The following is a 23,182-nucleotide window of genomic DNA, read 5'->3' on the forward strand; positions in this document are numbered from 1 at the left end:
GTATATTTTTTCTAATTATTTACATTTTATCTACATAATCTTATCTTAAAACGAATAATATGAATCTCGAATTCACAGTATAAATTATATATACTATATATAATAACATTTAAATTAAAATCCAAAGTAACTTTACATGCATTTTCTGTTTTAACACAAAAAGAAAAGACCTTTCTAACGATTTTATTCTATCGCTAAAAAGGTCTTTCTCTATTTCTGCTAAAAACTTAGCACTCTTCTGGCTTACCAGCATTCGATGCTGTACGGAAAGATGATCCACATCCGCATGATGCGATTGCGTTTGGATTGTCGATTGTGAATCCACCGCCAAGCATAGATTGTTTATAGTCAATTTTTACTCCTTTAACAATTGGAGCACTTTCTGTATCGATAACAAATTCAACACCGAAAAACTCAAGAACTGTGTCGTCTTCTTTTGGTTCTACTTCAAATCCTAAGCCGTAAGAAAGACCGCTACATCCGCCGCCGTGGACAGCAAGGCGCACGTACTTCTCTCCATCTTCAGCATCTTTTAACATATCTTTAATTTGAAAAGCTGCTTGTTCTGTTACTTCAATCATGAAATACACCTTCCTTTCTGTTCTTAGTCCATTATACATCTTTACGCTTCTATCTTGTACTCATACACTCCGCGACAAATTACTTCCGCAGGTCCTTTCATCAACACGCTTCCTTCTTCAGTCCACGCAATCATTAAATCGCCGCCAGCTAAATGAACTGTAATTTCCTTACCACGTTCCATCTTTCCATTCAAAATAGCAGCTACAACTGCAGCACACGCCCCTGTTCCGCAAGCTTGCGTTACACCAGATCCACGTTCCCAAACGCGGAAGTTCATCTCTTCATCATTCAAAATTTCGATAAACTCAACATTTACTCGCTCTGGAAACATTTCATGTGTCTCAAGGACGGGTCCAAGTGTTGTAAGAGGTGCTTTTTCTACATCATCAACAAAAATAATCGCATGCGGATTTCCCATTGAAACAGCTGTAAATGCATAACGATGATTATTATATAAGAAGTTTTCACGAATAAATGGTGTTTCATCTTCACCAAGCATCGGTATTTCTGCACGTGTTAGACGCGGTGCCCCCATATCGATTTTCGCTAATGTAACTTTCCCTTCTTCTACCGTTACTTCCGCCGTTACAATGCCAGCTAACGTTTCAATTGTGAAAACTGTTTCTTCTACTAGTTTATGCTCATACGCATATTTCGCTACGCAGCGTAAACCGTTACCACAGCTCTTTCCTTCAGAACCATCATTATTAAACATACGCATTTTCACCGGAGCTACGTCTGAAGGGCAAATTAAAATCATCCCATCTGCTCCAATACCAGTATTAATATTTGAAACCTTTTCCGCCACAAGGGCTAAATCTTCTTCAGGAATTTGCTCTTCAAACATATTTACATATATATAACTATTGCCAAGACCATGCATTTTTGTAAAAGAAAATTGGCTCATTTATATTCACTCCAAAAATAATTTGTTATGTTAAGTATAAAATGCATGCTTTTAGAACACAATATGAATGTCCCCCGTTTCTCATATTTGACAACGTTTGGCGATGAGCCACTCTTACACAATTTGTGTAAGAAAAAAGCCCTTCTAAAAAGGGCCTTTTTTTATTTATCCCACTATTTTCGATTGGGGGAAGGCTAATAATCAGTATTAGCCTTCCCCACGAAATAAAGTTTTATCTAATGAAAAAGGTGCTGCTGATTCGCAACACCTTAAAACATTGGATTTTCATCCAAATACTCATATACATTATTAACAAGCTCTTCTACTGTTGCACCTTGTACAACTTCACCATTTACAAGTGCAAACGGTCCCTCAAAACAAATACCACAATATCCTAAACAACCATACTCCATTACATCTAAATTCGGATCTTTTTCTAATTTTTCTAGAGCTGCTTGCGAACCACTTGCAAGGTTACCTACACAAAATTCAATTAATGGTTTAATCAAAATTCTCCCCCCTGTACTACAAAACAAATTACCTTCTGACTTTATCTATAAGAAGAAAACTAAGCTGTTTCTTGTTGTTTTCGTTACACAGTCTAAACTATTTAGTTACTTCATTACTTCACTTCAAAGTAGATGACTTCTTCTATATAACATGCTACTTCTAATGAAATAGTAACTACAAAGGAAAAACAGTTTACTTTACTTTTCTTCTTATTGTACAACAGAGTATTCATTCATGCATTGTTATTTGTTCACAAATTCGATATAATTTGATTGAGTAAAGTCAAAATATTTTATTAATATAAAATTTTATGATTAGGGGATATTTCAACAGAAAAGGGGTAATCCATCATGAAACACCTCGTAATACTAGGTGGCGGCTACGGTGGAATGAGAATTCTGCAAAGGCTACTTCCAAGCAACCAACTTCCAGCTGATGTACAAGTGACATTAATCGACAAAGTACCATACCATTGCTTCAAAACTGAATATTATGCATTAGTTGCGGGTACTATTTCAGAAACGCATATTCGTATACCGTTTCCTGAACACCCACGCCTCAATATTCAATACGGCACAGTAACAAATATTGACCTCGAAGAAAAAGCTGTTCATCTCGATGGCGGCGAAGCGATCCAATATGATGATTTAATTATCGGACTTGGCTGTGAAGATAAATATCATAACGTTCCTGGGGCTAGGGAATATACACATAGTCTACAATCAATTGAACAAACACGTAAGACATATGAACAATTAAATAGTCTAGAACCAAATGCAACAGTAGCTGTCGTTGGTGCTGGCTTAAGTGGTGTTGAAGTAGCAAGTGAACTTCGGGAAAGCCGTTCTGATTTAAAAATCTACTTATTTGATCGAAAAGATAGAATTTTATTCCCATATCCAGAGAAATTAAGTAGATACGTAGAAGAATGGTTTGTAAAGCATAAAGTTAACATTATACGAAACTCTAACATTACAAAAGTAGAACCAAATATTGTGTACAACCACGATGAACCACTTGAATGTGATGCAATCGTCTGGACAGCTGGTATTCAAGCGAATGAAGTTGTTCGAAACCTTCCAGTTGAACAAGATGGTAGCGGACGGGTTGTCTTAACTAAATATCATAATATTCCAAATAACGATCATGTTTACGTTGTAGGAGATTGCGCAGCACTTCCACATGCACCATCTGCCCAACTGGCTGAAGGTCAAGGAGAACAAATTGTCCAAATATTATTAAAACGTTGGAATAATGAACCACTCCCGGATGAACTACCTGTTATTAAATTAAAAGGTGTTCTAGGATCTCTTGGTAAGAAGCACGGCTTTGGTTTACTAGCAAACCAACCATTAATGGGACGTGTACCGAGATTATTAAAATCTGGTCTTCTTTGGATGTACAAATATCATAAAGGTTAATACTTTACAGGCTGTCTACGATGTAGGCAGCCTCTTTGCATCAGTTTTTAAAAATTATCAGACACATCTTTTTCAATATGTATAATGATTTATTTTTCATTTTCATATTAAAAACTATTGATAAAAAGTGTATGCTATTTGTAAGTTGTCTTATTATTTCCTTTAAGACCGAATTCATTCGGTCTTATTTTTTATGTGATAAATACTTTTGTAGGAGGCATTACATTCAACTTATGAACTTATCGAAACTAAACAATCGAATAGAAGCGAAAAAGAAAGAGTTAATCTATCTCGTTGAACAATACGGATTCACTCATGATAAAGTGATTTCTTTCAGCCAAGAATTAGATCGTTTACTTAACTTATTAATAAAACTCAAGATGAAGAAAAAACGTTGTTCGTTATAACCATTTCCCCCTCTTTTTTGATACGATATAACTAGAATCAGAAAGGAGCGATTTATGTTTATATTAAAAGACGTTATATATAAAGATATACTACACATTCCTTATTTACGGATTCAAAAAGAAAAGATTACTTGCATTATCGGTGAAAGCGGAAGCGGAAAAAGTACATTGCTTCGGATGTTAAACGATTTACAATCTCCAACATCCGGTACAATTGAATATAACGGAAAGTTAATTTCTAATTATCCGCCTATTCAATTACGTCGTGACGTAGTTATGCTTGGGCAAACTCCACCTATTTTTGATGGAACCGTTAAAGACAACCTATTAATGGGACTTCGTCTTTCTGAAAAACCATTTCCAAATGATGATGCCCTGCGGAGTGCACTAAAAACCATTAGTTTAGACAAGCAATTAGAAGATAGTGCTTCCTCATTATCCGGCGGTGAAAAACAAAGGCTTGCCTTTGCTCGTATTGTACTTATGGATCCACCTGTCTATTTATTAGATGAACCTACTTCAGCATTAGACAGTGATACAGAACGACGCGTAATGAAACAATTTACTGAACTAGCACGAAAAAAGAAAAAAACAGTTATCTTCATCACACACTCGCAACAACTTCCAGAAGAAATTGCAGACGACATTATTGAAATTAGTAAGGCAAACGGTGCAACTAGAAAGGAAGTGCTCTCTGTTGAAGGGCGTTATTGAACTCCAAATTTGGCAACTTGCGGCTGCCTATATTTTCATTCTTATTTTAATCGGGATTGTGAAATTAAAAGGGATACCTCGCGAAAAACAAATCGCGCTCGCAACATTCCGTATGACCATCCAACTCGTACTTGTTGCATATGTCCTTACATACGTATTTGAAAATAGTAATCCATTTTATACAATTGCTCTCATTACTTCTATTACTACCTTTGCAATTTTTAATATTTATAAACGAGTTAGCATCCCAATGTCTAAAGAATTAAAACGAGTAGCCGCCCTTTCCATGGTCGCCGGATCAATTGGGCCACTTCTACTATTTATCTTTGTTATTATCGGTCATGACCCTTGGTATGCCCCGCAATATATCGTCCCTATTACAGGAATGTTAGTTGGGAATGCCATGACTGGTGTTTCTCTTGGTGCAAATACGTTCTTAAACAATATGAAATCGCAAAGAGGTCAAATTGAAGGTGCACTTATGCTGGGCGCAACACCGAAAGAAGCTGCTGCTCCGCTCATACGCGACGCTTTTGACTCTGCCATTTTACCTACAATCAATTCTATGGTCGGAATGGGGATTATAAGCCTACCAGGCATGATGACAGGACAAATCTTATCTGGTGTATCACCGTTCACAGCTATTCAATATCAAATTGCCATCATACTCGGTATTTCTGGAAGTACTGCCTTTGCTGTCATTATCTTTTTACAGCTTGGATATAAAACGTTCTTTAATAAGCGATGTCAGTTGAAAGAGGTTGACTATAGTGCGCGGTAAATGATACTTCTTGCTCGGTAAATCATGCTCTGTTCATCGTAAATGAAATCATATCGACTTACCGAAAAAAAAATGACAATAAAAAAGAGGAGGCTACCCGCCTCCTCTTTTTTATTACGCCTTCTTAACGAATTGTGATTTTAACTTCATAGCTCCGAAACCGTCGATTTTGCAATCAATATCGTGATCGCCATCAACTAGACGGATACTCTTTACTTTCGTACCGATCTTCACAACTGAAGAAGTTCCTTTTACTTTTAAATCTTTAATAACAGTAACAGCATCGCCGTCTTGAAGAACGTTTCCGTTCGCATCTTTTACAACTTTTGCACCATCATTATTTTCAGCTTCTGCTTCTTGGCCCCACTCATGAGCACACTCAGGACATACGAAAAGAACGCCATCCTCATACGTATATTCTGAATTACATTTTGGACAATTTGGTAAAGTAGCCATAAATTCATTTCCTCCGTTCATTATTTATACGTAAAAATCAAAATTGATGTTTACATCTCGATAAATAAAATTTGTATAGCATTTCTTTATAGTGCCATAGTCTCACGTTATTGACAAGCCTACCTCAAATTCTCATTTTTTATTGTATTTTACAAAATTTCAATTTGTATGGTGTTTCCAATAAAAAAAGAAGAACCTTCACAAGGTCCTTCTTTCCAAAATGAACGAGTTTCGCTCTAGAAACTCCAACTATTTTCTTCAATATAAAATTGATACTCTTCTAACTCTTCTTCACTTAACTTCTTATTATTCTCGTATACCTCTTGCCACTCGAAATAATCTTCATCGAAATAAACAGCAAATTTTATTTTCACGTTTTTCTTCTCTGTATAATCATAACCAGTAAACTCTACTACGTCATACTCTTTTTCTTTCTTCACAAACTTCCAAGTTGGGTTATCTGTCATAATTTCTAAAGTAACCCCTTCATCACTTGAACGAACAACGTTTTTAATATTCGGCTCAGTTGGTAAAAAGGACAGCCCGAACGCAGCTAAACCAAACACAATCCCGACTATAATCTGTAAACCAATCATACCAGCTACACTAACGCCGCCCTTTGATTGTAAGAAATACGCCTTCTCATGATCAGACGCATCTTCTCCCTTACGAAAAACACGAACAGCATGCTTATAATATAAACGGTTTCCTTGCCATCCAGTAAATATCATCATTCCTAATTGAAGAGCTAAACTAAATGTTACATAAATCCCATCTGGAATATCTATAAAAGGGGGTATAACTATACTAGGTATAACCAATAACGCAAATATAATAAATAACTTATACATTTTACGATAAGCTAACCAAAAGGTTGGGAAGAAAAAGGCTACCCAATTCCATGTATTCCCTTGCGCAGGATTTTCTACTTTACCCCACTTAAAATCATAATAAGCTGTATTTTTTTGAACAACTTTATGTAATTCTTGCTGAGAAATTGTTTCTTGTAAAACAGTGTCCTTCACGTACATCATCCTTTTCTTATTTCTATATACATTTATTGTATATGTACAAAATGAAGGAATCTAACAAAAAGTACACATATTTCATAAAAGTGAACGGAAATCGAATATATTCCGACAATTATCCGTTTCTTATTTCATTTTACTTTTAAATATATTAAAATAATCGTGTATCATACCTTTAATACACTAAGTTAATTATTTTATATATTCACTACATTTCCTCCCTCTTAATCATATTGAAATACTATTTTATTTCTCACACATTCCCCTTCACTTTCTCAATAATATCTTCTATACGTTCCGCTATACATTCCGGCTCCCATTCTCCCTCACCGTTCATAGCTGTATAAACTGGACAGTTCTCATCATTACTATCTACAAAAATCGGATCTCCAAGATAGGAATCTATCCCTATTACAATCCATCCATCTTTCCAATCTCCTTCTTCATTCCCTGCTAAGCTTTGCCCTTCTTCATCAAAACTATAACCAAGTTGCCCTTCTTCTATTTCTTCACTATTAAACAATTCTATCGTCATAGGTTCAGATTCATACTCTAGCTCAATTTCATTATCCTCAGCACGATCTACATGTGCTAAAAGTTGTTTAATTTTATTATGGTTAATCATGATATCTTCTCCATTCTATCTTTTAAAAATCTAATTTTACTCATAATGAGCTGCCGCAAGTAACATTTGAGCAATAAACTTCCATGGAATATTTTCTGGAAGCTTCTCCCCTTGATTTATATAAACACCTTCATAATCACCTAACCAACCATTTAATGCCTCTAAATAAGTCTCTACCTCTACATTCTCCCATTCATCTTTATTCACTTTAAAATCCTTTTGGAGGTATACAAGAAATTTTAATAAATCTTCTTTAGAATTTACGTGATCAAGGTATTCATACACATCCATACTCCGTCCCTCCCTCTATTGCGTGTTATCTAAACTAACTATAATATATGACATAAGATTCTTAAAACTATTATTTGGGGTGACCGAATATGAAGAGTACAATTTGGGCAGACGATGACTATTTAAAACTAGCACCCATTAACGATGAACTAATCAAAAAAGCAGAAGAAGTACTGAACGTAAAGCTTCCAGAATCATATATAAACCTTCTAAAAGAACAAAATGGGGGAACTCTTCGTCTCGATGTTCACCCTACTTCAAAGCCAAATTCTTGGGCAGACGATCACGTTAATGTATCTGGTTTATATGGTATTTCTTTTGATGAAAATGAATCTAGTATTTTAGAGAGCCGCTATTTAATTCGAGAATGGGAAATGCCTGAGAATATCGTACTTTTATCTGGTGATGGACATACATGGATTGCATTAGACTATCGAAATGTAGCTGAAAATCCTCCAGTTATATTTATCGATAATGAGTTTGAGGAAATTATTGAATTAGCACCTAACTTTGAAAGTTTCTTACAAAACTTAACTACTTATGAATATGACGAAGAATAAGCCTGGCTCTAAAAAGGAGCAAGATTTTATTACAAATTTACACGCCACTTTAAAACCAATCGGCTTTAAGAAAAAAAGACATACATTTTTCAAAGCTGAAAACGGATTTTATAAGCTCATTAACATACAAAAAAGCCAGTTTGGAGATGATTTTTATATAAATATAGGAGTCCACCCTATCGGTCTCCCGCAGCTTATTACGAACCAATTACAAATAAAAGAAAACATTTCAATATTCGATTGCATTCTACAAACGAGAATAGAGCCTATACATATCAAACAGAACCAGCTATTGCATAATGTTTCACATGAAACTATCAACATTCTGAATTACCTTTCTACTATTTTCGACTGGTTTCAAACGTGGGCATCTTATGAAAATTTAGTGGAAATAAATATACATTCCATTACTCCGGTACTAGCTGTCGTTCCAATATTAGAAGAAAAAGCATCTCTACTTCTTACCTGTTTTTCTTTCTACAAATTAAAACAGTACGAACAAGCTAATCGCTATTTACAGCAATATTTACATTGCGCCGTGCATCTGAATACCAAGGAAAAAGAGCCCATATTCTTTCACGAAGTTGATATGTATATGAAAAAACTAGTAGAAAGCACAATGTAATTTCACATTGTGCTTTCTACTAGTACTTTATATTCCTCTTGTAACTTTTTAAATCAGAAATATTTTATCCCCCCCTACAACTCCCAAGTAATATTCATTTCTGCAAATGACTCCTTACTAACTTCCAATCCTTCGCTATCTTCCGTTCCAATCATCGCTACTTCTTCTTTAGACAACATAATTTCCTCATTTGGATTTTTGATTTTTCTCTCATACACGAGTTGTAAAAACTCTATTTGCTCTTCTGTCAGCTCATATTCTTCTTCTAATCTTTCCATTGCTGAGTGCAGATTAAGTAGCGGGATTTCTAATAAGGATCCGCCATGCTCTTCTATCTCTTCAAATGAATCAATTGAATATGCACCGCTCTCCTCAATCCAAAATGCTGCTGTAATGAAAGGCACTGTTTCGCCTTCTACTTCTTCTAATACGTATTGAAGAGCTTCTTCTTTCGCAATGTCTATTACTTCCGAAGGTGCCCCTTCAAAATAATTTTTCGCATCAATCCACTCATCAATTCTCTCGCTATTCACATCTTGAAGACATACAATCGTGTAATTCGGATGAAACGTAATTGTCCCTTGTCCCCCTTGGCTATCTTGCATACTATAGTTAAATCCATCCCATGAACTTTCATGTGAGAAATCTGGACAATGCGCTACATTAATTGCATGGGCAATCGAATTTAAAACGCAGCCTTTCCATAGTTGTTCTTTATCTATATGTAATTTATATTTACTCATCATCTTCCCCCATGCGCATATTTTTTTCTATTATCTTTCCTCTACACAATGCTTGTAAATACTTTTCTATCTACTACAAAATAAAAAAGACTTCCTTTTTAAAAAACGTCTTTTTATAGTTGAAAATTTACTACTAAATAAAACGAATTATTTAATAAATGAATCCCAATTGGAACGAGTAAATTCTTCGTTCTCTTATATGTGTATGCTAAACATATACCCATACCAAAAATATATAAAATACTACCTACTGTAAGGGGGTGCCCTAAAGTAAATATGAAAGCACTTATAGCAGCACTACTAAGTGTAGAGAAGCGCTGAGATAATTTCATAAAAAACATACCTCGAAATACAATTTCCTCCCAAATAGGCGCAAAAGTTGTGAGCACAACTACGTATAGAATGATTTCACTTGTAGTAGGTTCTATTACTATATTAGATTCATCCACACCAAGCCCATGTGGTAAAACTACATTTAATACCGCAAGATACATAAGCATTACAATCGTTGTTATTACTATCGTTACATAATGTTTAAGATTATTGAATTGTAATGATTTTATTAAATGTAAGCAGCAATTTCTTGCCGGTGCATACATTACGATAATCATACAAAACGTGAAAGGTGGAATAAGATGATCTACATACCATGGGTATAAGGAAGAATCATATAAAAGGTTCAAAAAACCAATTCCATGGCGCATACTCATTTGTTCATTCTTTTCTTCATATGTAGCTAATTCTATATTCATCCTATCCCCTCCAGTATAATTAAACCTTTTAAACCATTATATACCATTTCCAACACAAAAACCGACGATACAATTTACTGTATCATCGGTTTTTTCCCTACCATTTCTCTTTACATGTTTCAATTAAATGCAGTAAGTACCTCTTCGTCATATCTGCCCTTCTCCACCTTGAGAGCATTCGCTTTTCTTTTGGATTGTGCCGTATTCGCTCTACTTCTTTTAATAAAAGCTCCCATTCTTCCGCTGAACGTTCTGACAAGTATTGCAATCCTCTATCTTTTGAAACGATTGTTTTATAATGTAGTGTATATAAAATACGTCCCATCGTAACGACAGCTGATTCTACCCACTCTTCTATAAAAAATAAATATGGCTTCTTCGCCTTTTCACTCCAGTACTGTTCTACGTTATATTTCATCGTATTTACTACATCACTCCATTGTATTTGCAACGGAAGATCCTCTGCTTCTTTTCCGGTAACTGTAATGCCTTGATTTTTCAACGTCCACCATGTGACCGCATTAATGTCCCAATGACCAACATTAGCTTTACTATCTGCACAATACACATACTCGTTTATTTCATCATTGTATTTCCCTAAATCAGCAAGCGGAATATACATACCGTCCATTCTTTTACCTAGCGTATTATCACTAAGTTTCTTATGTAGTTCCACAAGCTGCTGTTTTTCAGCTTCATTCACGGAATCATTTATCACTGTAACAAAATCAACATCGCTCGTTTCCTTATGAAATGCGCCTAGTGCGATGGACCCGTAAATATATACGCCGACTATTTTTTCATCTAAAAAAATTTCTTTTAATTCTACTGTGTACTGCTCCATTAACTGTCGTACTTCCGTTGGTAACGCATGCTTCACTCCATTTTTCACATCTATCCCTCCAATAAAAAAGAGCCTTTGCAAATTCGCAAAGGCTTCCTGCTTTATAAATATTTCTCGATTTCTTCGTAAACATCCTTCAAACGAGGATTTCCTTCTCCAACAATTTCTCCATTTACAAGAACGACCGGATAAAATAGATCTTCCTCCACTACGCGCTCAGCGAATGCTCTCTTATCTTCATCTTCTTGTTCTTCTTGAAAATCAATATACTCGAAATTAAATTTATTTTCTTGTCCTTCATATTTACGACCAATCGCCGCTTGTAACCACTCAAACGTTTCTGTTGAAGATGGCATTCCAACGCAGCTCGCACAAATTACTTTCGTCCCATACACTTGCACATTAACCATTTCTTCTCCCCCACTTCTTGTTTCAACAGTATATTCAGATGTCTTATTACATAAGCACATCATTTTACAAACTTATTCCATACCCCTATACTGAAAAAACACGTTGTAAACATGATAAAAAATTTCAACATTAAAACAAGAACAGAAAAAATAGATTTTCCCCTCTATCTTGATTATAATAAAACTGATGAAAGGAGTCGATAAAAATGGAAAACCCACATATGCAAGAACAAGTACTAGAAGTATTAGATAAATTACGTCCATTCTTACTTCGCGATGGCGGAGACGTTGAATTAGTAGACATTGAAGAAGGTATCGTAAAATTACGCCTTATGGGTGCATGCGGAAGCTGCCCAAGTTCTACAATCACACTAAAAGCTGGTATCGAACGCGCATTACTTGAAGAAGTACCAGGCGTTATTGAAGTAGAACAAGTATTTTAATTAAAAGCAGAAGCGGCTCGTTCAGAACAGGAGGTCATTGGAGCTCCTGACGAAGAGGCGCTTTTGGCCTCGCAGGAAGGTGCGAAATGGCCGACTGTTTTAGCCGCTGGAGCTGGATAACTAAAAGCAGAAGCGGCTCGTTCAAAATGTGAGGAGGATGGAGCTTCTGACATAGAGGCGCTTTTGGCCTCGGCGGAAGAAGCGAAGCCACCGAACATTTTAGCCGCTGGAGCTGGATAACTAAAAGCGGAAGCGGCTCGTTCAGAATCGCCTTCTAAAAGGAGACCAAATTTGGTCTCCTTTTTTTATTCAAATTACATTTATCCGTTAACATCATAAAACAAAATTGGAAATCCTTCTCAAAAAAATGCGATAATTAATAATATAGAATCGTTCACACATATATAGAAAAAAACATAGGGGGACGACACATGCCAAGAATGGGGAACACTTTTTTAACAATTCAAGAACTAGAAAAGAAAAAAGAGTATTTATTAGACCTTTCATCTGTTATACCAACATGGAATGCGAGCTACCAATTTTTATTTAAAGAAATCCAGCAAGAATTATTGGATAAAGTAAATGAAAAGCTCGAAAAGCATCAATTCGTTTTAAATATATGTACAGATCAGCAGGTAGGGGCATAATGTATTACATAAAATTGTGGTATATAAAAAAGAGACCTCACTCGGTCTCTTTTTTATATTTTTAAGATAACCAATCTAATTTTCTAATCCCAAGCTTATCTACTGGTAAACGAAGTGAGCCATAAAAGTGCTTCATAAATTGCTCTGAGCGGTTCACATCGTGTAAAATGGCTTCTAAGCGATCTCTATATATGCTTTTTTGTTCTTCGTTTCCAGTTTGGTAATATCGTTCGACCGTTTCAAAATAGTGAAGCGGGAACAGGAGCCTTGCAAATAATAAGCGCCAACCAAATGAGGACAGCGAGTAATTCCGTTCATAATCTGTAACAAATTGAACGATTGTTTGATCCCAGTCTTTCTTTTTTTCAATCATCATATAGCGAATCCATTCTGCTATATCTCGAGTTGGGTGATCATACACCCAATCAAAAGGGAGTTTGAGACGCTTCGTTTGATGCCATAATAAAGGTGTAAATCGTTCTTGGCAAATTGTTGCTGCATCAGTCAGTTGGGGCGTATCATCCATCTCTGTATCGACAACATATTGAATTGCATTTTCTGCAACTCCTAAGTAATACGGGAAGGATTCAATAAACAATTGATCGAATACGTCTGTAGGGTGGTTCATCACTTGTGATTGCCAAAACTTTTCTAATTGATCGAGCCTTTTTTCCCATAACGCTTTCCATTCACCAATGCGGCTTAATTGCTCGATCTCTTCTGGAAAAAAAGCACCTCGTTTATGGAATATAGAAAGCTCACTTCCTAATGATGTAGCATGTCGTTCTAATGCACGCATACCTTTTAATAAGCAGTAATTTTGTTCTTCTATCTCACTTACATAGTAGCCGTGTATAGTCGGAACGAAAGTCGCTACAGTTATATCCCCTTGCTGGTTCATATAGTCACTGAGCTTTTTCATCTCTACAAGTACTTCTTCCTCCATGTCTCCAATTGGAACAAGTACATAAATTTTGTTGCGAATCCAAAAGCTTTTATAGGGGCCAAGGGGGATTAATTCTTTAACATGCATGTGATAATGCTCATAAATATGATGAATCATCGCAGTCGCCACCTATGGTTTTTCTTTATATATATGAGCTTGTGCTCGCCTTTCATTCCTATGCACATGATAAAGCAACGAAACGTATACAAATACTAAAAAGAAAAAAAGGTGATAAACATGAAAGAATCAAATCAACTACAAGAAAGAGCATTACAACTATTACAAGAGCGCGGTGTAACAATTGACGATATTGCTGAGCTTGTTCATTTTCTTCAAAAAAAATATCATCCAAATTTAGAGATGTCAGAATGCCGTTACAATGTAGAACGTGTACTATCAAAACGTGAAGTACAAAACGCACTGATTACTGGTATCGAGCTTGATGTCCTTGCTGAAAAGGGAATGCTAAGTGAGCCGTTACAAGATATTGTAAAACGTGATGAAGGCTTATACGGAATTGATGAAGTTATCGCACTTTCTATCGTGAATGTGTATGGCTCTATCGGTTTCACGAACTTTGGATATATTGATAAATTAAAACCTGGTATTTTAGAATACTTAAATGATAAATCAACTGGAAAGGTGCATACATTCCTTGATGATATCGTCGGCGGAATCGCTGCCGCTGCGTCAAGCCGTTTAGCGCACCGAGCTGAGCACTCAGAATAATAATGTTTTCTAGGCCGTCAGTTTCATGCTGACGGCCTTTCGTATTCCATCAGCATAAATTCTCTTCCGCGACTCAAAAAAATAGTCCCTTGTCTAAATCCGATATTTTTATATAACGTAATTGCTCTTGTATTAAATGTCGCTACGCTTAATCGAAACATTTTTGCATTAAACTCTTTCGTGGCGAACGCTATTCCAGCTTGGAAGAATTCTTTCCCCATTCCTTTCCCAGTTAACGCCGGCTTCATGCCAAGTCCGATATCAATCACATCTTCTCCACCATATAAATTAGCATCTCTTCCACCTGGTACTTGTGCATTTGCTCCAAAACAAAAATAACCGATGAACTCTCCTTGACCGTCACAACAGCCATAATACATTCCATCTAATAGCTCTTCCATTACTTCTTTCTCGCCTGAAAAACTATATAAATTATATGGTTCCTCGTACGCCCACGTATTTATCTCCATCGCTTCTTCTTTTGTTAACACATGTATATCCAATCTTCTCACTCCTTATCAAATATTCTATATATTTACTCATTCATTTTTCACATTAAATTTCCCTCTAATTGCAATATGCAGAATTACATACGCACAGCCATTAAACAAGTGGTACAATTTATTTGAATCGCTGTTGCTACACTTCTTGATTAGAGAAAAGGCGTTAACACGGAAATTAGCGTCTTATCAACCTCAAGCAATTGGCACATTTTGTCATCTTAAAAGACACTCCAACGAGTGTCTTTTTTTCTATATCCAACAAGGACTTACTCATTTCAAAGTATAAATACATAAAATAATGTAAATCATTACACGCATGAATCACTTTCTAAAAATTATAAAGTAGATTCAAAATAAAAAAGCACTCTTAACTAGAGTGCTTTTTACTTTCAAGCAAGGAGGCTACATATATGGATAGTACTCTCGTATTTAACTTCGGCATTGGTATTGTCATTATTTTATTTGTCTTTTTTGTACTTTGTATGAGCGGGGTATAAAAAGGCGATTTTCGGGCGTCTTTTTATACATACATATGTATTACTTGACTTCTACAAAAGCAGTAACCATAATAGTTACAGATATACAAATAACTATTCACATATCCACAAATAGGAGGAAGAACAATGAAACATGTAATCGTTTATGCACACCCAAATACAGAAAGCTTCAACCATGCGATTTTAGAAACGGTAAAAAGTAAATTAGAAGAAAAAGGCCATGAAGTACGCGTTCGCGATCTATATGAATTAAACTTCAATCCAGTATTAGGCGCTTCCGATTTCATCTCATTTTCTCAAGGAAACACACCAGCAGATATTAAAGAAGAGCAAGAGCATATCTCTTGGGCTGACAGCATTACATTTATTTATCCAGTTTGGTGGGCGGGACTTCCTGCTATTTTAAAAGGATACGTTGACCGTGTATTTAGCCACGGCTTCGCTTATGCTTACGGTGAAAATGGCATCGAGAAGTTATTAAGCGGTAAAAAAGGGTTATTATTATCTACAATGGGCAATACGAAAGAAGCATACACAGCAGGCGGCATGTTTGATGCAATGAAGAAAACAGTGGATGTTGGTATTTTTGAATTTACAGGCATTGAAACAATTGAGCATACATTCTATACAAGTGTCCCTTCTGTGGATGACAGTGTGCGTAAGCAATATCTTGCAGAGGTTAAAGACGTTGTGAATCGTGCTTTTTAATAAAATTAAATCAGCGCAACTCAGATTATATCGGCGATTTTTAAAATATATCGACTTACCAACAAAAATCGACACTAGTCACAACTGAATGTTAGCCCACACCAATCGGGCTGCCTGCAAATAGCAGGAATAAAAAAAGCTGTTCCAAAGTTTGGAACAGCTTTCTTCACTACATCTTCTCAATCCACTCCGTCAAGTTATGCACAACTTGTGTTGGTTGTACTTCATATTCTGTTAACTTCTCCACAGTTGTGACTCCAGTGTGGACAAGAAGGGTATGCATACCAGCATTTATTCCTGCTAAAATGTCTGTATCATAGTTATCCCCAACCATTAATGCTTCATTTTTTTCTATGCCAAGCACTTTTAAAGCTTGTTCCATAATGATTGATTCTGGTTTTCCGATAAAGATTGGATCCACACCTGTTGATACTGCTACAACTGATGTTAATGAGCCGTTACCTGGTAACAATCCGCGCTCAGTCGGAATGGCAATGTCTCCATTTGTAGAAATAAACGTTGCGCCGTTACGCACAGCAAGACAAGCTTTTGCTAATTTTTCATATGTGATGTCACGATCTAAACCAACAACAACGAAATCAGGATTTTCATCCACAAGTTCAAATCCTTTTTCCACAAGTGCATCGTGTAAGCCTTCTTCACCAATCATATATACAGTTGCGTCTTGTTTACGTTCATAAATGAAGTTCGCAGTCGCCATACTCGTTGTGAATACTTGCTCTGCTTTCGCTGGAATATCGAAACGAACAAGTTTTTCTGCTACCTGTTCTGGTTTACGAGTTGAGTTATTCGTAACGAATAAATATGGAATGCCGCGCTCTTCTAATGCTTTTACGAAGTCGCTTGCTTCTTCAATTTGTTCTTCTCCGCGATACATCGTACCGTCTAAGTCAATTAAGTACCCTTTATACATCGATTATGTCTCTCCTTCTATGCTAACGTTCTCACCTTATCATACCATTCTTATATTACCCGCTTTTTACAAAGAAAAAAACGCTTTACCTTAAAGCGCCCCATAACGTTCATTTTTTCTCTTTTACTTGGTAAGAACAACTACAATCGCCCTCGCACATGTTTGCTAACGTCTTTACATCTGCCCCTGCAAATAAACGCTTATACATCTCTTTTTCATCTTCACATACTTGCGGAAATCTCTCTGCAATTTCCTTTAACGGACAGTTTTGTTTTTCAATTACGAAAGAGTTCTCTCCGTCTCTCTTAATTTGAACCATATAACCATTTTTCTCTTGCATCGCTGCTATCTCTTGCACTTTATATGCTAAATTCTTTTGATCACTCACTCGCTTTTGTAACTGTTCTTCCATTCGCTTCGTTCTCTCTTTTAAAACATAACGAAGTATTTTTTCATCGCCCATTCGAGCTAAATCTTCTAGCATATCAATCGCAAATTGCTTATACTCTTTCGGGAATGTATCTTCTCCCTTTTCACTTAATCCATACAAATAAGTTGGTCTTCCGACATGTTGCCTTACCATCTTAGAATAAATGAGTCCGTCTTTCTCAAGATTACTTAAATGTCTTCGGATTGCCATTTCTGTAATCTCTAAAACGTCAGCTAGTTCCGCTACCGTGTGCTCTCCCTTTACTTTCAACAATTGTACAATCTCGTCTTTCGTAGTACGTGCTTCCCCCATACTTCACCCTTCTCCCTTTTCTTTCTCACATACAATATAAGATCCCCAAAAGGCATTCTCTGGGGATCTTATAAGCATAATTATTCTGGTACAAATGCAGATACAGGTCCTAATTCCTTTTCTAAATAACTGCGAATATTTGCTGGGTATTTTTCTACCACTGCAATATGTTTTTGAATCGTCTTATATAATTCATCATGATTCATTTGAATATAATCTTGCATAAGCATTTTTCGAAGAAGGATAATTTCTTTCATCCCTTGTCCATCTTCTTCACTTATCACTCGCTCATCCATTAAAATATCAATAATATCTTCATAACTTCCTGGATCGCGCATAATAAATCCATCAATCATCGCATTTCCTACATCTAATACAGTATCAATAATAAGATGGGCTATGCGCTCTAATGCATAAAATTCAAACTCGGTTTCATATATCTTTTTCTCTTGAAATGTACTTGTTGCTCGTTCTAAACATACTAGCATTTGTTCTATTTTCTTTCTGTCTACAAAATACATGAATGTCACCTACCTGGAAATTAAAGCATTTACATTTTAATTGTAACGCTTTCTTCTGAAAAAATCGACAATTTTTCGAATTCACCTTTTCTCTGTTATTTGTTATAGTTATATTTGTATGATTTTTGAAATTGGAGGAATGAAATCTTGGAACGTGAACTCGCACTAGAAATTGTCCGTGTAACAGAAGCAGCAGCATTAGCATCCGCACAGTGGATGGGCCGCGGAAAGAAGAACGAAGCAGATGATGCAGCAACTACAGCAATGCGTGATATGTTTGATTCAGTAAACATGGCAGGTACAGTTGTAATTGGTGAAGGAGAACTTGATGAAGCACCGATGCTGTATATTGGTGAAGAACTAGGAACAGGTAACGGTCCAGAAGTAGACATCGCCGTTGACCCACTAGAAGGTACAAACATCGTTGCAAAAGGTCTTGCAAATGCAATGGCAGTTATCGCAATCGCAGATAAAGGAAACCTTCTTCATGCTCCTGATATGTACATGGAAAAAATCGCGGTTGGTCCAAAAGCAGCTGGTAAAATTAGCTTAGATGATCCAATTGAAAAAACAATTGAAATTGTAGCAGAAGCTAACAATAAAAAGATTCGCGATCTAACAGTTATCGTTCAAGAACGTGAACGTCATCAAGATATTATCGATCGTGTTCGTGCTAAAGGTGCACGTGTAAAATTATTTGGTGACGGTGATGTTGGTGCGTCAATCGCAACAGCACTACCTGGAACGGGTATCGACTTATTCGTAGGTATTGGCGGAGCTCCAGAAGGTGTTATTTCTGCAGCAGCATTAAAATGTCTTGAAGGTGAAATGCAAGCTCGCTTAGTTCCAATGAACGAAGAAGAAGAAGCTCGTTGTCGTGAAATGGGATTAGAAGATCCTCGTCAACTTCTTATGTTAGATGACTTAGTATCTGGGGATGATGCAATCTTCTCAGCAACTGGTGTATCTGCTGGTGAGTTATTAGACGGTGTTAAATTCCTTGGCGGAGATTTAGCTGAAACATACTCTATCGTAATGCGTTACAAAACAAGAACAGTACGATTCATTAAAACGCATCACCATTTAGATCATAAACCACACTTAAACTTAGATATTTAATAAAGGAGCCATGTGTATGGAAGAACGTTTCTTTCTGTACGACGATACTGTCGCTACAAAAACTCGTTTCGTTAGCTTTATGGGAGAAAATGAGCGTCATGATTTAGCGCTTTTATACTCCGATCGTCATTACGGTAAAACAATTGTACTTGATATGCAAAGTAATAAATTTGCAATTATCGGTGCTGACGATTTAAACGAACCAGGCTACTTAGAGCACGCATTTTCTATGACTGAAGAAATTGCAGAAGAATTACGCTCATTTTTATTTGAACTTATATAATTTATCTCAAACACCAGTTTTTAGCTGGTGTTTTTCTATTATAAATATTTTTAATATTCAATTTGATGTATTATAATTAAAAATAAATAGAAGGAACGCCAAAGTATAAGTAGTTTCTTCTGTCTTTTTCCTGTTGTAGTTTTCCGGAAATAAGTAATTGATAGAAGAACATTTCAACATGTTGCTAAAAACTTATCGAATAACCGATGCCGGAAATCCAAAAATAAGGGGATGAAACATATGTCACAGACCCTGACAGTGAAAGTGAAATTGATTCCAACAAAAGTACAAATTCGTTTATTGGAAAAAAGTAGCCATGAATATATCAAAGTTATAAATACACTTGTATCAGAAATGGTTGAAGCAAAGAAAAGTACAAAGAAAAGCACAAAAGATATTAAAGCGAATATCCCAAGCGCGGTGAAGAATCAAGCGATTAAAGATGCGAAAAGTTTGTTTGCTACAAAAGTAAAGAAGAGCAATTATAAAACTATTCCGATTCTAAAGAAGCCTATTTGCGTATGGAACAATCAAAATTATTCCTTCGATTACAATCATATTTCTATCCCGTTAATGATAAATGGAAAGTCAACTCGTTTAAAGGTACGCGCTTTATTAGTCGATAAAAACAATCGCAATTTAAATTTGTTAAAACATAAGTTAGGCACACTTCGTATCACAAAGAAATCGAATAAGTGGATGGCCCAAATATCTGTCACACTTCCTACGAATGAAGGAGTAGGAACGAAAATTTTAGGGATAGACCTAGGCCTCAAGGTCCCTGCGGTAGCAATCACAGATGATGATAAGGTTCGTTTCTTTGGGAATGGTAGACAAAACAAATATAAGAAGCGTCAGTTTCGTAGTGTTCGTAAGAAGTTAGGAAAAGACAAAAAATTGAATGCCATTCAGCAATTAGATAATAAAGAGCAAAGATGGATGCAGGACAAAGATCATAAAATAAGTCGTAAAATTATTAATTTTGCGGTTGATAATCATATTTCTGTCATTCGATTAGAAAAACTAACGAATATAAGACAGACGGCAAGAACAAGCCGTAAAAACGAAAAAAACCTACACACTTGGTCATTCTATCGTTTATCACGATTTATTGCGTATAAAGCAATGCTAGCTGGTATTCAAGTTGAATATGTGAATCCATCTTATACAAGTCAAAGTTGTCCGCAATGTGCCGAAAAGAACAAGGCGCGAGATAGAAAATACAAGTGTCGATGTGGATTTAAGACACATCGTGATATCGTTGGGGCGATGAACATTCGCTACGCAACTGTGATTGATGGTAACAGTCAATCAGCCTAAGCACCTATATGGTCTGGTTTAGGAGGGGCAATGAGATGCCCTCATCTTGAAGACTGTTCAAAACAGAAATGGACTGCGAACGTTTAGTCATTCAAGAATCCCATCCTTCATTCCGCAAAGATTCAGGCTTGCGACTTTAATCCTGGGAGTCTCAAAAAGGAACGTAATGCATCTGTAGTATGATCATGTTTCCCGGCAACAAATGAAGCCAAATACAATACTTTCTGAAGGCGATTATATCTCGATTTGTTTGTAAGCGAGTATATGCAAAAAATCCTCTTACAATTGTAAGAGGATTTTTTTATTTCTTCACTTTTCGTAATACGAAGTGTGCACAACCGAAGTTACAGTACTCGTATAAATACTCTGATAACGTACTAATTTTCGTATCATATGTCGAACGTTGATTACTATCATCAAAGAAACCGCGCAATCTAAGTTGCTCATAACCCCAGTCCCCAACGATGTAATCATATTTATTTAAAATTTCTGCATAACGCTCTTTAAATGCTTCTTCACTAAAACCATCACGAAAGTTTTTAATTACTTCGTACTGAACATTATTAATGCTCACCGTAGCATGCATCTCTTGCTCTTGCTTTTGCTCCATCATTAACTTCCTCTCTAAGCATTCTTCTTTTTATCGTATCACAAAGCATACCAACCAACAATTTCAAATACAAAAAATTGAAAATTAGTGCATGCTATGGAGAAGGAGGTGATACATCGTGAAAAAACAAATTATGCTCTCTCTCCTCACTCTTTCCTTATTTGCAGGCTGCCAGCCAGCAAATAAAGCCGAAATGGAACGTGAAGAAGGAAGCCGTGTTCTTGTTTCCAATAAAAATGACATGTATCATACGGAAAATACAAATACAAGACTCACAAGAGTCGGTTATTCTTCTAAACAAAAGCATGAAGTATCTAACAAACAAGTAGGGGCCATTAATCGCGAGAAAGTCGCTGAAATGATTACAAGCATGACCGTCAAACTTCCTGACGTTACAAACGCTGCTACACTCGTTACCGATGATGAAGTATTTGTTGTATATCGTGCAAACACAACGGATCCAAAACTTGTAGCGGATCAAGTATATAGAGCTGCTTTGTCCATCGTCCCTCGCTATTATAAAGCATATGTATCAACAGACCAAAAGTTGATTTCCCAAATTCAAGGCCTTCAATCTGGCGCATTAAATGATACAGAATATACGCAAAGCCTCGATATGCTAAAACGTGAAATGAGTAAAAATCCTCATTTGAACAATACGGGAGATCAGACCTTGAATGATATGATTAAAAAGTAAAACAGGTGGAGAAAATCTCCACCTGTTTTACTTTTTATTTTTTATTACGATCCGCATAAACTTCCATTGCATCACACATAAACTGCGCTAAACCTTCGCCAAACTTATCGATATTTTTCGTAAAGCGCTCATCAGCGACGTACATTTGGCCGAGTCCTTTAAAAGCATCTAATGAATAGTGACTAAAGTTTTGCAAGTAATCGTACCATACTTTGATAGCTTCTTGCGCCTCTTTGGAATCAGGTGCACCGTGTCTAAGTGCCACTAAATTTCTGTAAATAGCATTAAACTCTTCTTGCTTCTCTTTTGACATACCTTTCGCATATTCATTCGCTTTATCTACAGCTGCGTCTCCCCATCTTTCACGTGCTTCTTCTTCATATGGGTTATGGCTGAAATCGAATCCTTCAAATTTCTCTTTATTCGTCATTTCAATCTCTCCTTTTGTATGCTGAATTGTTTTATCAATCGTCGCAATCACCTTATCTAATCTGGCACGCTTTTCAAGAAGCATTTTCTTATGAAGCTGTAGTGCCTCTTCGCGATCAAATGATGGACTCATGATAATTTCTTTAATTTTCTTCAAAGGGAAGCCTAGTTCTTTAAAAAACAAAATTTGCTGCAACGTCTCTAAATTTTCATTGGAATACAGACGATATCCAGACTCTGTCGTCTCGTCTGGGGTTAACAACCCAATTTCATCGTAATGATGCAGTGTGCGCACACTAATTCCAACTAAATCAGCTACTTCTTTTACTCTCATTGTCATTTGTATCCCCCCTTAGTACATACGATAAAGTATGACGCAACGTTAGAGTCAATAAGTA

General features: G+C 36.1%; 32 protein-coding genes. 14 read left to right on the plus strand and 18 right to left on the minus strand.

All coding sequences use genetic code 11. The annotated features are described in order from the left end of the window. Positions 1 to 227 precede the first annotated feature (227 nt). The 3 genes from F3I02_RS27290 to F3I02_RS27300 all read right to left on the minus strand — a co-directional run bounded on the left by F3I02_RS27290 (position 228) and on the right by F3I02_RS27300 (position 1,998). A complete protein-coding gene (locus F3I02_RS27290; RefSeq protein WP_000573825.1) occupies positions 228 to 581 on the minus strand; it encodes a HesB/IscA family protein in 354 nt (117 codons plus the stop codon). A 41-nt stretch (positions 582 to 622) separates the two neighbouring features. Further along, entirely contained in the window at positions 623 to 1,489 is an 867-nt protein-coding gene (dapF, locus tag F3I02_RS27295; RefSeq protein WP_000077402.1) for a diaminopimelate epimerase, read from the minus strand. Positions 1,490 to 1,758: 269 nt separating this feature from the next. Continuing rightward, a complete protein-coding gene (locus F3I02_RS27300) occupies positions 1,759 to 1,998 on the minus strand; it encodes a YuzB family protein (RefSeq protein ID WP_000595026.1) in 240 nt (79 codons plus the stop codon). Positions 1,999 to 2,349: 351 nt separating this feature from the next. Here F3I02_RS27300 and F3I02_RS27305 point away from each other — a divergent pair, with 351 nt between their 5' ends. From F3I02_RS27305 to F3I02_RS27320, 4 genes are all read left to right on the plus strand, one after another. Next, positions 2,350 to 3,420: an NAD(P)/FAD-dependent oxidoreductase gene (locus F3I02_RS27305; protein ID WP_196478624.1), complete on the plus strand. Its 1,071-nt coding sequence runs from the start codon at positions 2,350 to 2,352 to the stop codon at positions 3,418 to 3,420. Positions 3,421 to 3,653: 233 nt separating this feature from the next. Continuing rightward, the gene (locus tag F3I02_RS27310; protein ID WP_001054086.1) at positions 3,654 to 3,827 is read left to right on the plus strand and encodes an aspartyl-phosphate phosphatase Spo0E family protein; all 174 of its coding nucleotides are present in this window, start codon (positions 3,654 to 3,656) and stop codon (positions 3,825 to 3,827) included. A gap of 54 nt (positions 3,828 to 3,881) precedes the next feature. Beyond that, on the plus strand, positions 3,882 to 4,541 hold the full coding sequence (locus F3I02_RS27315) for an ABC transporter ATP-binding protein (protein WP_000470269.1): 660 nt from the start codon (positions 3,882 to 3,884) through the stop codon (positions 4,539 to 4,541). Beyond that, the gene (locus F3I02_RS27320; RefSeq protein WP_000679238.1) at positions 4,525 to 5,322 is read left to right on the plus strand and encodes an ABC transporter permease; all 798 of its coding nucleotides are present in this window, start codon (positions 4,525 to 4,527) and stop codon (positions 5,320 to 5,322) included. The genes F3I02_RS27315 and F3I02_RS27320 overlap by 17 nt, the downstream gene beginning before the upstream one ends. 114 nt (positions 5,323 to 5,436) lie before the next feature. Here F3I02_RS27320 and phnA read toward each other — a convergent pair whose 3' ends face one another. The 4 genes from phnA to F3I02_RS27340 form a co-directional block, all read right to left on the minus strand. Beyond that, positions 5,437 to 5,778 carry an alkylphosphonate utilization operon protein PhnA gene (gene phnA, locus F3I02_RS27325; protein WP_000212737.1) on the minus strand — a complete coding sequence of 114 codons (342 nt, stop codon included), beginning with the start codon at positions 5,776 to 5,778 and terminating at the stop codon, positions 5,437 to 5,439. 236 nt (positions 5,779 to 6,014) lie between these two features. Continuing rightward, positions 6,015 to 6,812: a DUF2628 domain-containing protein gene (locus F3I02_RS27330; RefSeq protein ID WP_196478625.1), complete on the minus strand. Its 798-nt coding sequence runs from the start codon at positions 6,810 to 6,812 to the stop codon at positions 6,015 to 6,017. 247 nt (positions 6,813 to 7,059) lie between these two features. Continuing rightward, positions 7,060 to 7,431 (minus strand): hypothetical protein, encoded by a 372-nt coding sequence (locus F3I02_RS27335; RefSeq protein WP_000607081.1) that lies wholly within the window; start codon positions 7,429 to 7,431, stop codon positions 7,060 to 7,062. A 36-nt stretch (positions 7,432 to 7,467) separates the two neighbouring features. Continuing rightward, positions 7,468 to 7,722: a DUF7660 family protein gene (locus tag F3I02_RS27340; RefSeq protein ID WP_000383679.1), complete on the minus strand. Its 255-nt coding sequence runs from the start codon at positions 7,720 to 7,722 to the stop codon at positions 7,468 to 7,470. Between the two features lie 89 nt (positions 7,723 to 7,811). On the opposite strand from F3I02_RS27340, the gene F3I02_RS27345 reads away from it, so the two are divergent. Both F3I02_RS27345 and F3I02_RS27350 read left to right on the plus strand, forming a co-directional pair. Then, on the plus strand, positions 7,812 to 8,282 hold the full coding sequence (locus tag F3I02_RS27345; RefSeq protein WP_000843108.1) for an SMI1/KNR4 family protein: 471 nt from the start codon (positions 7,812 to 7,814) through the stop codon (positions 8,280 to 8,282). Beyond that, on the plus strand, positions 8,269 to 8,907 hold the full coding sequence (locus tag F3I02_RS27350; protein WP_002181021.1) for a DUF4304 domain-containing protein: 639 nt from the start codon (positions 8,269 to 8,271) through the stop codon (positions 8,905 to 8,907). The genes F3I02_RS27345 and F3I02_RS27350 overlap by 14 nt, the downstream gene beginning before the upstream one ends. Before the next feature lie 74 nt (positions 8,908 to 8,981). Here F3I02_RS27350 and F3I02_RS27355 read toward each other — a convergent pair whose 3' ends face one another. The 4 genes from F3I02_RS27355 to F3I02_RS27370 all read right to left on the minus strand — a co-directional run bounded on the left by F3I02_RS27355 (position 8,982) and on the right by F3I02_RS27370 (position 11,656). Further along, positions 8,982 to 9,650 carry a hypothetical protein gene (locus F3I02_RS27355; RefSeq protein ID WP_196478626.1) on the minus strand — a complete coding sequence of 223 codons (669 nt, stop codon included), beginning with the start codon at positions 9,648 to 9,650 and terminating at the stop codon, positions 8,982 to 8,984. Positions 9,651 to 9,763: 113 nt separating this feature from the next. Next, entirely contained in the window at positions 9,764 to 10,402 is a 639-nt protein-coding gene (locus F3I02_RS27360; RefSeq protein ID WP_196478627.1) for a CPBP family intramembrane glutamic endopeptidase, read from the minus strand. Between the two features lie 97 nt (positions 10,403 to 10,499). After that, positions 10,500 to 11,294: a nucleotidyltransferase domain-containing protein gene (locus F3I02_RS27365; protein WP_196478628.1), complete on the minus strand. Its 795-nt coding sequence runs from the start codon at positions 11,292 to 11,294 to the stop codon at positions 10,500 to 10,502. A 53-nt stretch (positions 11,295 to 11,347) separates the two neighbouring features. Further along, positions 11,348 to 11,656, minus strand: coding sequence for a YuzD family protein (locus F3I02_RS27370; protein ID WP_000248593.1), 309 nt, complete (start codon positions 11,654 to 11,656; stop codon positions 11,348 to 11,350). A 206-nt stretch (positions 11,657 to 11,862) separates the two neighbouring features. Here F3I02_RS27370 and F3I02_RS27375 point away from each other — a divergent pair, with 206 nt between their 5' ends. Continuing rightward, positions 11,863 to 12,099 (plus strand): NifU family protein, encoded by a 237-nt coding sequence (locus tag F3I02_RS27375; protein WP_000431159.1) that lies wholly within the window; start codon positions 11,863 to 11,865, stop codon positions 12,097 to 12,099. 431 nt (positions 12,100 to 12,530) lie between these two features. Continuing rightward, on the plus strand, positions 12,531 to 12,746 hold the full coding sequence (locus F3I02_RS27380) for a hypothetical protein (RefSeq protein WP_001137786.1): 216 nt from the start codon (positions 12,531 to 12,533) through the stop codon (positions 12,744 to 12,746). 61 nt (positions 12,747 to 12,807) lie between these two features. Here F3I02_RS27380 and yutH read toward each other — a convergent pair whose 3' ends face one another. Then, positions 12,808 to 13,809 carry a spore coat putative kinase YutH gene (gene yutH, locus F3I02_RS27385; RefSeq protein ID WP_000581259.1) on the minus strand — a complete coding sequence of 334 codons (1,002 nt, stop codon included), beginning with the start codon at positions 13,807 to 13,809 and terminating at the stop codon, positions 12,808 to 12,810. 120 nt (positions 13,810 to 13,929) lie between these two features. On the opposite strand from yutH, the gene F3I02_RS27390 reads away from it, so the two are divergent. Next, positions 13,930 to 14,421, plus strand: coding sequence for a phosphatidylglycerophosphatase A family protein (locus F3I02_RS27390; RefSeq protein ID WP_000665103.1), 492 nt, complete (start codon positions 13,930 to 13,932; stop codon positions 14,419 to 14,421). Positions 14,422 to 14,444: 23 nt separating this feature from the next. On the opposite strand, the gene F3I02_RS27395 is transcribed toward F3I02_RS27390, so the two are convergent. After that, positions 14,445 to 14,924: a GNAT family N-acetyltransferase gene (locus F3I02_RS27395; RefSeq protein WP_000351219.1), complete on the minus strand. Its 480-nt coding sequence runs from the start codon at positions 14,922 to 14,924 to the stop codon at positions 14,445 to 14,447. Positions 14,925 to 15,547: 623 nt separating this feature from the next. Here F3I02_RS27395 and F3I02_RS27400 point away from each other — a divergent pair. Then, positions 15,548 to 16,129, plus strand: coding sequence for an NAD(P)H-dependent oxidoreductase (locus F3I02_RS27400; protein ID WP_196478629.1), 582 nt, complete (start codon positions 15,548 to 15,550; stop codon positions 16,127 to 16,129). 169 nt (positions 16,130 to 16,298) lie between these two features. Here the strand turns inward: F3I02_RS27400 and F3I02_RS27405 are convergent, their stop codons facing one another. From F3I02_RS27405 to F3I02_RS27415, 3 genes are all read right to left on the minus strand, one after another. Beyond that, complete coding sequence (locus F3I02_RS27405; RefSeq protein ID WP_046945274.1) at positions 16,299 to 17,063, minus strand: TIGR01457 family HAD-type hydrolase; 765 nt, start codon at positions 17,061 to 17,063, stop codon at positions 16,299 to 16,301. Positions 17,064 to 17,172: 109 nt separating this feature from the next. Next, a complete protein-coding gene (locus F3I02_RS27410) occupies positions 17,173 to 17,805 on the minus strand; it encodes a helix-turn-helix transcriptional regulator (RefSeq protein ID WP_000503343.1) in 633 nt (210 codons plus the stop codon). A gap of 80 nt (positions 17,806 to 17,885) precedes the next feature. Next, positions 17,886 to 18,326 carry a DUF86 domain-containing protein gene (locus F3I02_RS27415; protein WP_000274009.1) on the minus strand — a complete coding sequence of 147 codons (441 nt, stop codon included), beginning with the start codon at positions 18,324 to 18,326 and terminating at the stop codon, positions 17,886 to 17,888. A 147-nt stretch (positions 18,327 to 18,473) separates the two neighbouring features. On the opposite strand from F3I02_RS27415, the gene glpX reads away from it, so the two are divergent. The 3 genes from glpX to F3I02_RS27430 all read left to right on the plus strand — a co-directional run bounded on the left by glpX (position 18,474) and on the right by F3I02_RS27430 (position 21,048). Continuing rightward, positions 18,474 to 19,445: a class II fructose-bisphosphatase gene (gene glpX, locus F3I02_RS27420; RefSeq protein WP_000439090.1), complete on the plus strand. Its 972-nt coding sequence runs from the start codon at positions 18,474 to 18,476 to the stop codon at positions 19,443 to 19,445. Positions 19,446 to 19,461: 16 nt separating this feature from the next. After that, positions 19,462 to 19,728 (plus strand): DUF3055 domain-containing protein, encoded by a 267-nt coding sequence (locus F3I02_RS27425; RefSeq protein ID WP_000392611.1) that lies wholly within the window; start codon positions 19,462 to 19,464, stop codon positions 19,726 to 19,728. 240 nt (positions 19,729 to 19,968) lie between these two features. Beyond that, positions 19,969 to 21,048 carry an RNA-guided endonuclease InsQ/TnpB family protein gene (locus F3I02_RS27430; protein ID WP_131251564.1) on the plus strand — a complete coding sequence of 360 codons (1,080 nt, stop codon included), beginning with the start codon at positions 19,969 to 19,971 and terminating at the stop codon, positions 21,046 to 21,048. Positions 21,049 to 21,349: 301 nt separating this feature from the next. On the opposite strand, the gene F3I02_RS27435 is transcribed toward F3I02_RS27430, so the two are convergent. After that, positions 21,350 to 21,661, minus strand: coding sequence for a YutD family protein (locus tag F3I02_RS27435; protein WP_002003766.1), 312 nt, complete (start codon positions 21,659 to 21,661; stop codon positions 21,350 to 21,352). A gap of 115 nt (positions 21,662 to 21,776) precedes the next feature. Between F3I02_RS27435 and F3I02_RS27440 the strand changes: the two genes are divergently transcribed. Then, a complete protein-coding gene (locus F3I02_RS27440; protein WP_000744207.1) occupies positions 21,777 to 22,355 on the plus strand; it encodes a YhcN/YlaJ family sporulation lipoprotein in 579 nt (192 codons plus the stop codon). A gap of 34 nt (positions 22,356 to 22,389) precedes the next feature. Here F3I02_RS27440 and F3I02_RS27445 read toward each other — a convergent pair whose 3' ends face one another. Then, positions 22,390 to 23,124 (minus strand): MerR family transcriptional regulator, encoded by a 735-nt coding sequence (locus tag F3I02_RS27445; protein ID WP_196478630.1) that lies wholly within the window; start codon positions 23,122 to 23,124, stop codon positions 22,390 to 22,392. Positions 23,125 to 23,182: the final 58 nt, after the last annotated feature.

Source organism: Bacillus sp. SRB3LM, from assembly GCF_015712745.1.
In the GTDB taxonomy this organism is placed as follows: domain Bacteria; phylum Bacillota; class Bacilli; order Bacillales; family Bacillaceae_G; genus Bacillus_A; species Bacillus_A thuringiensis_K.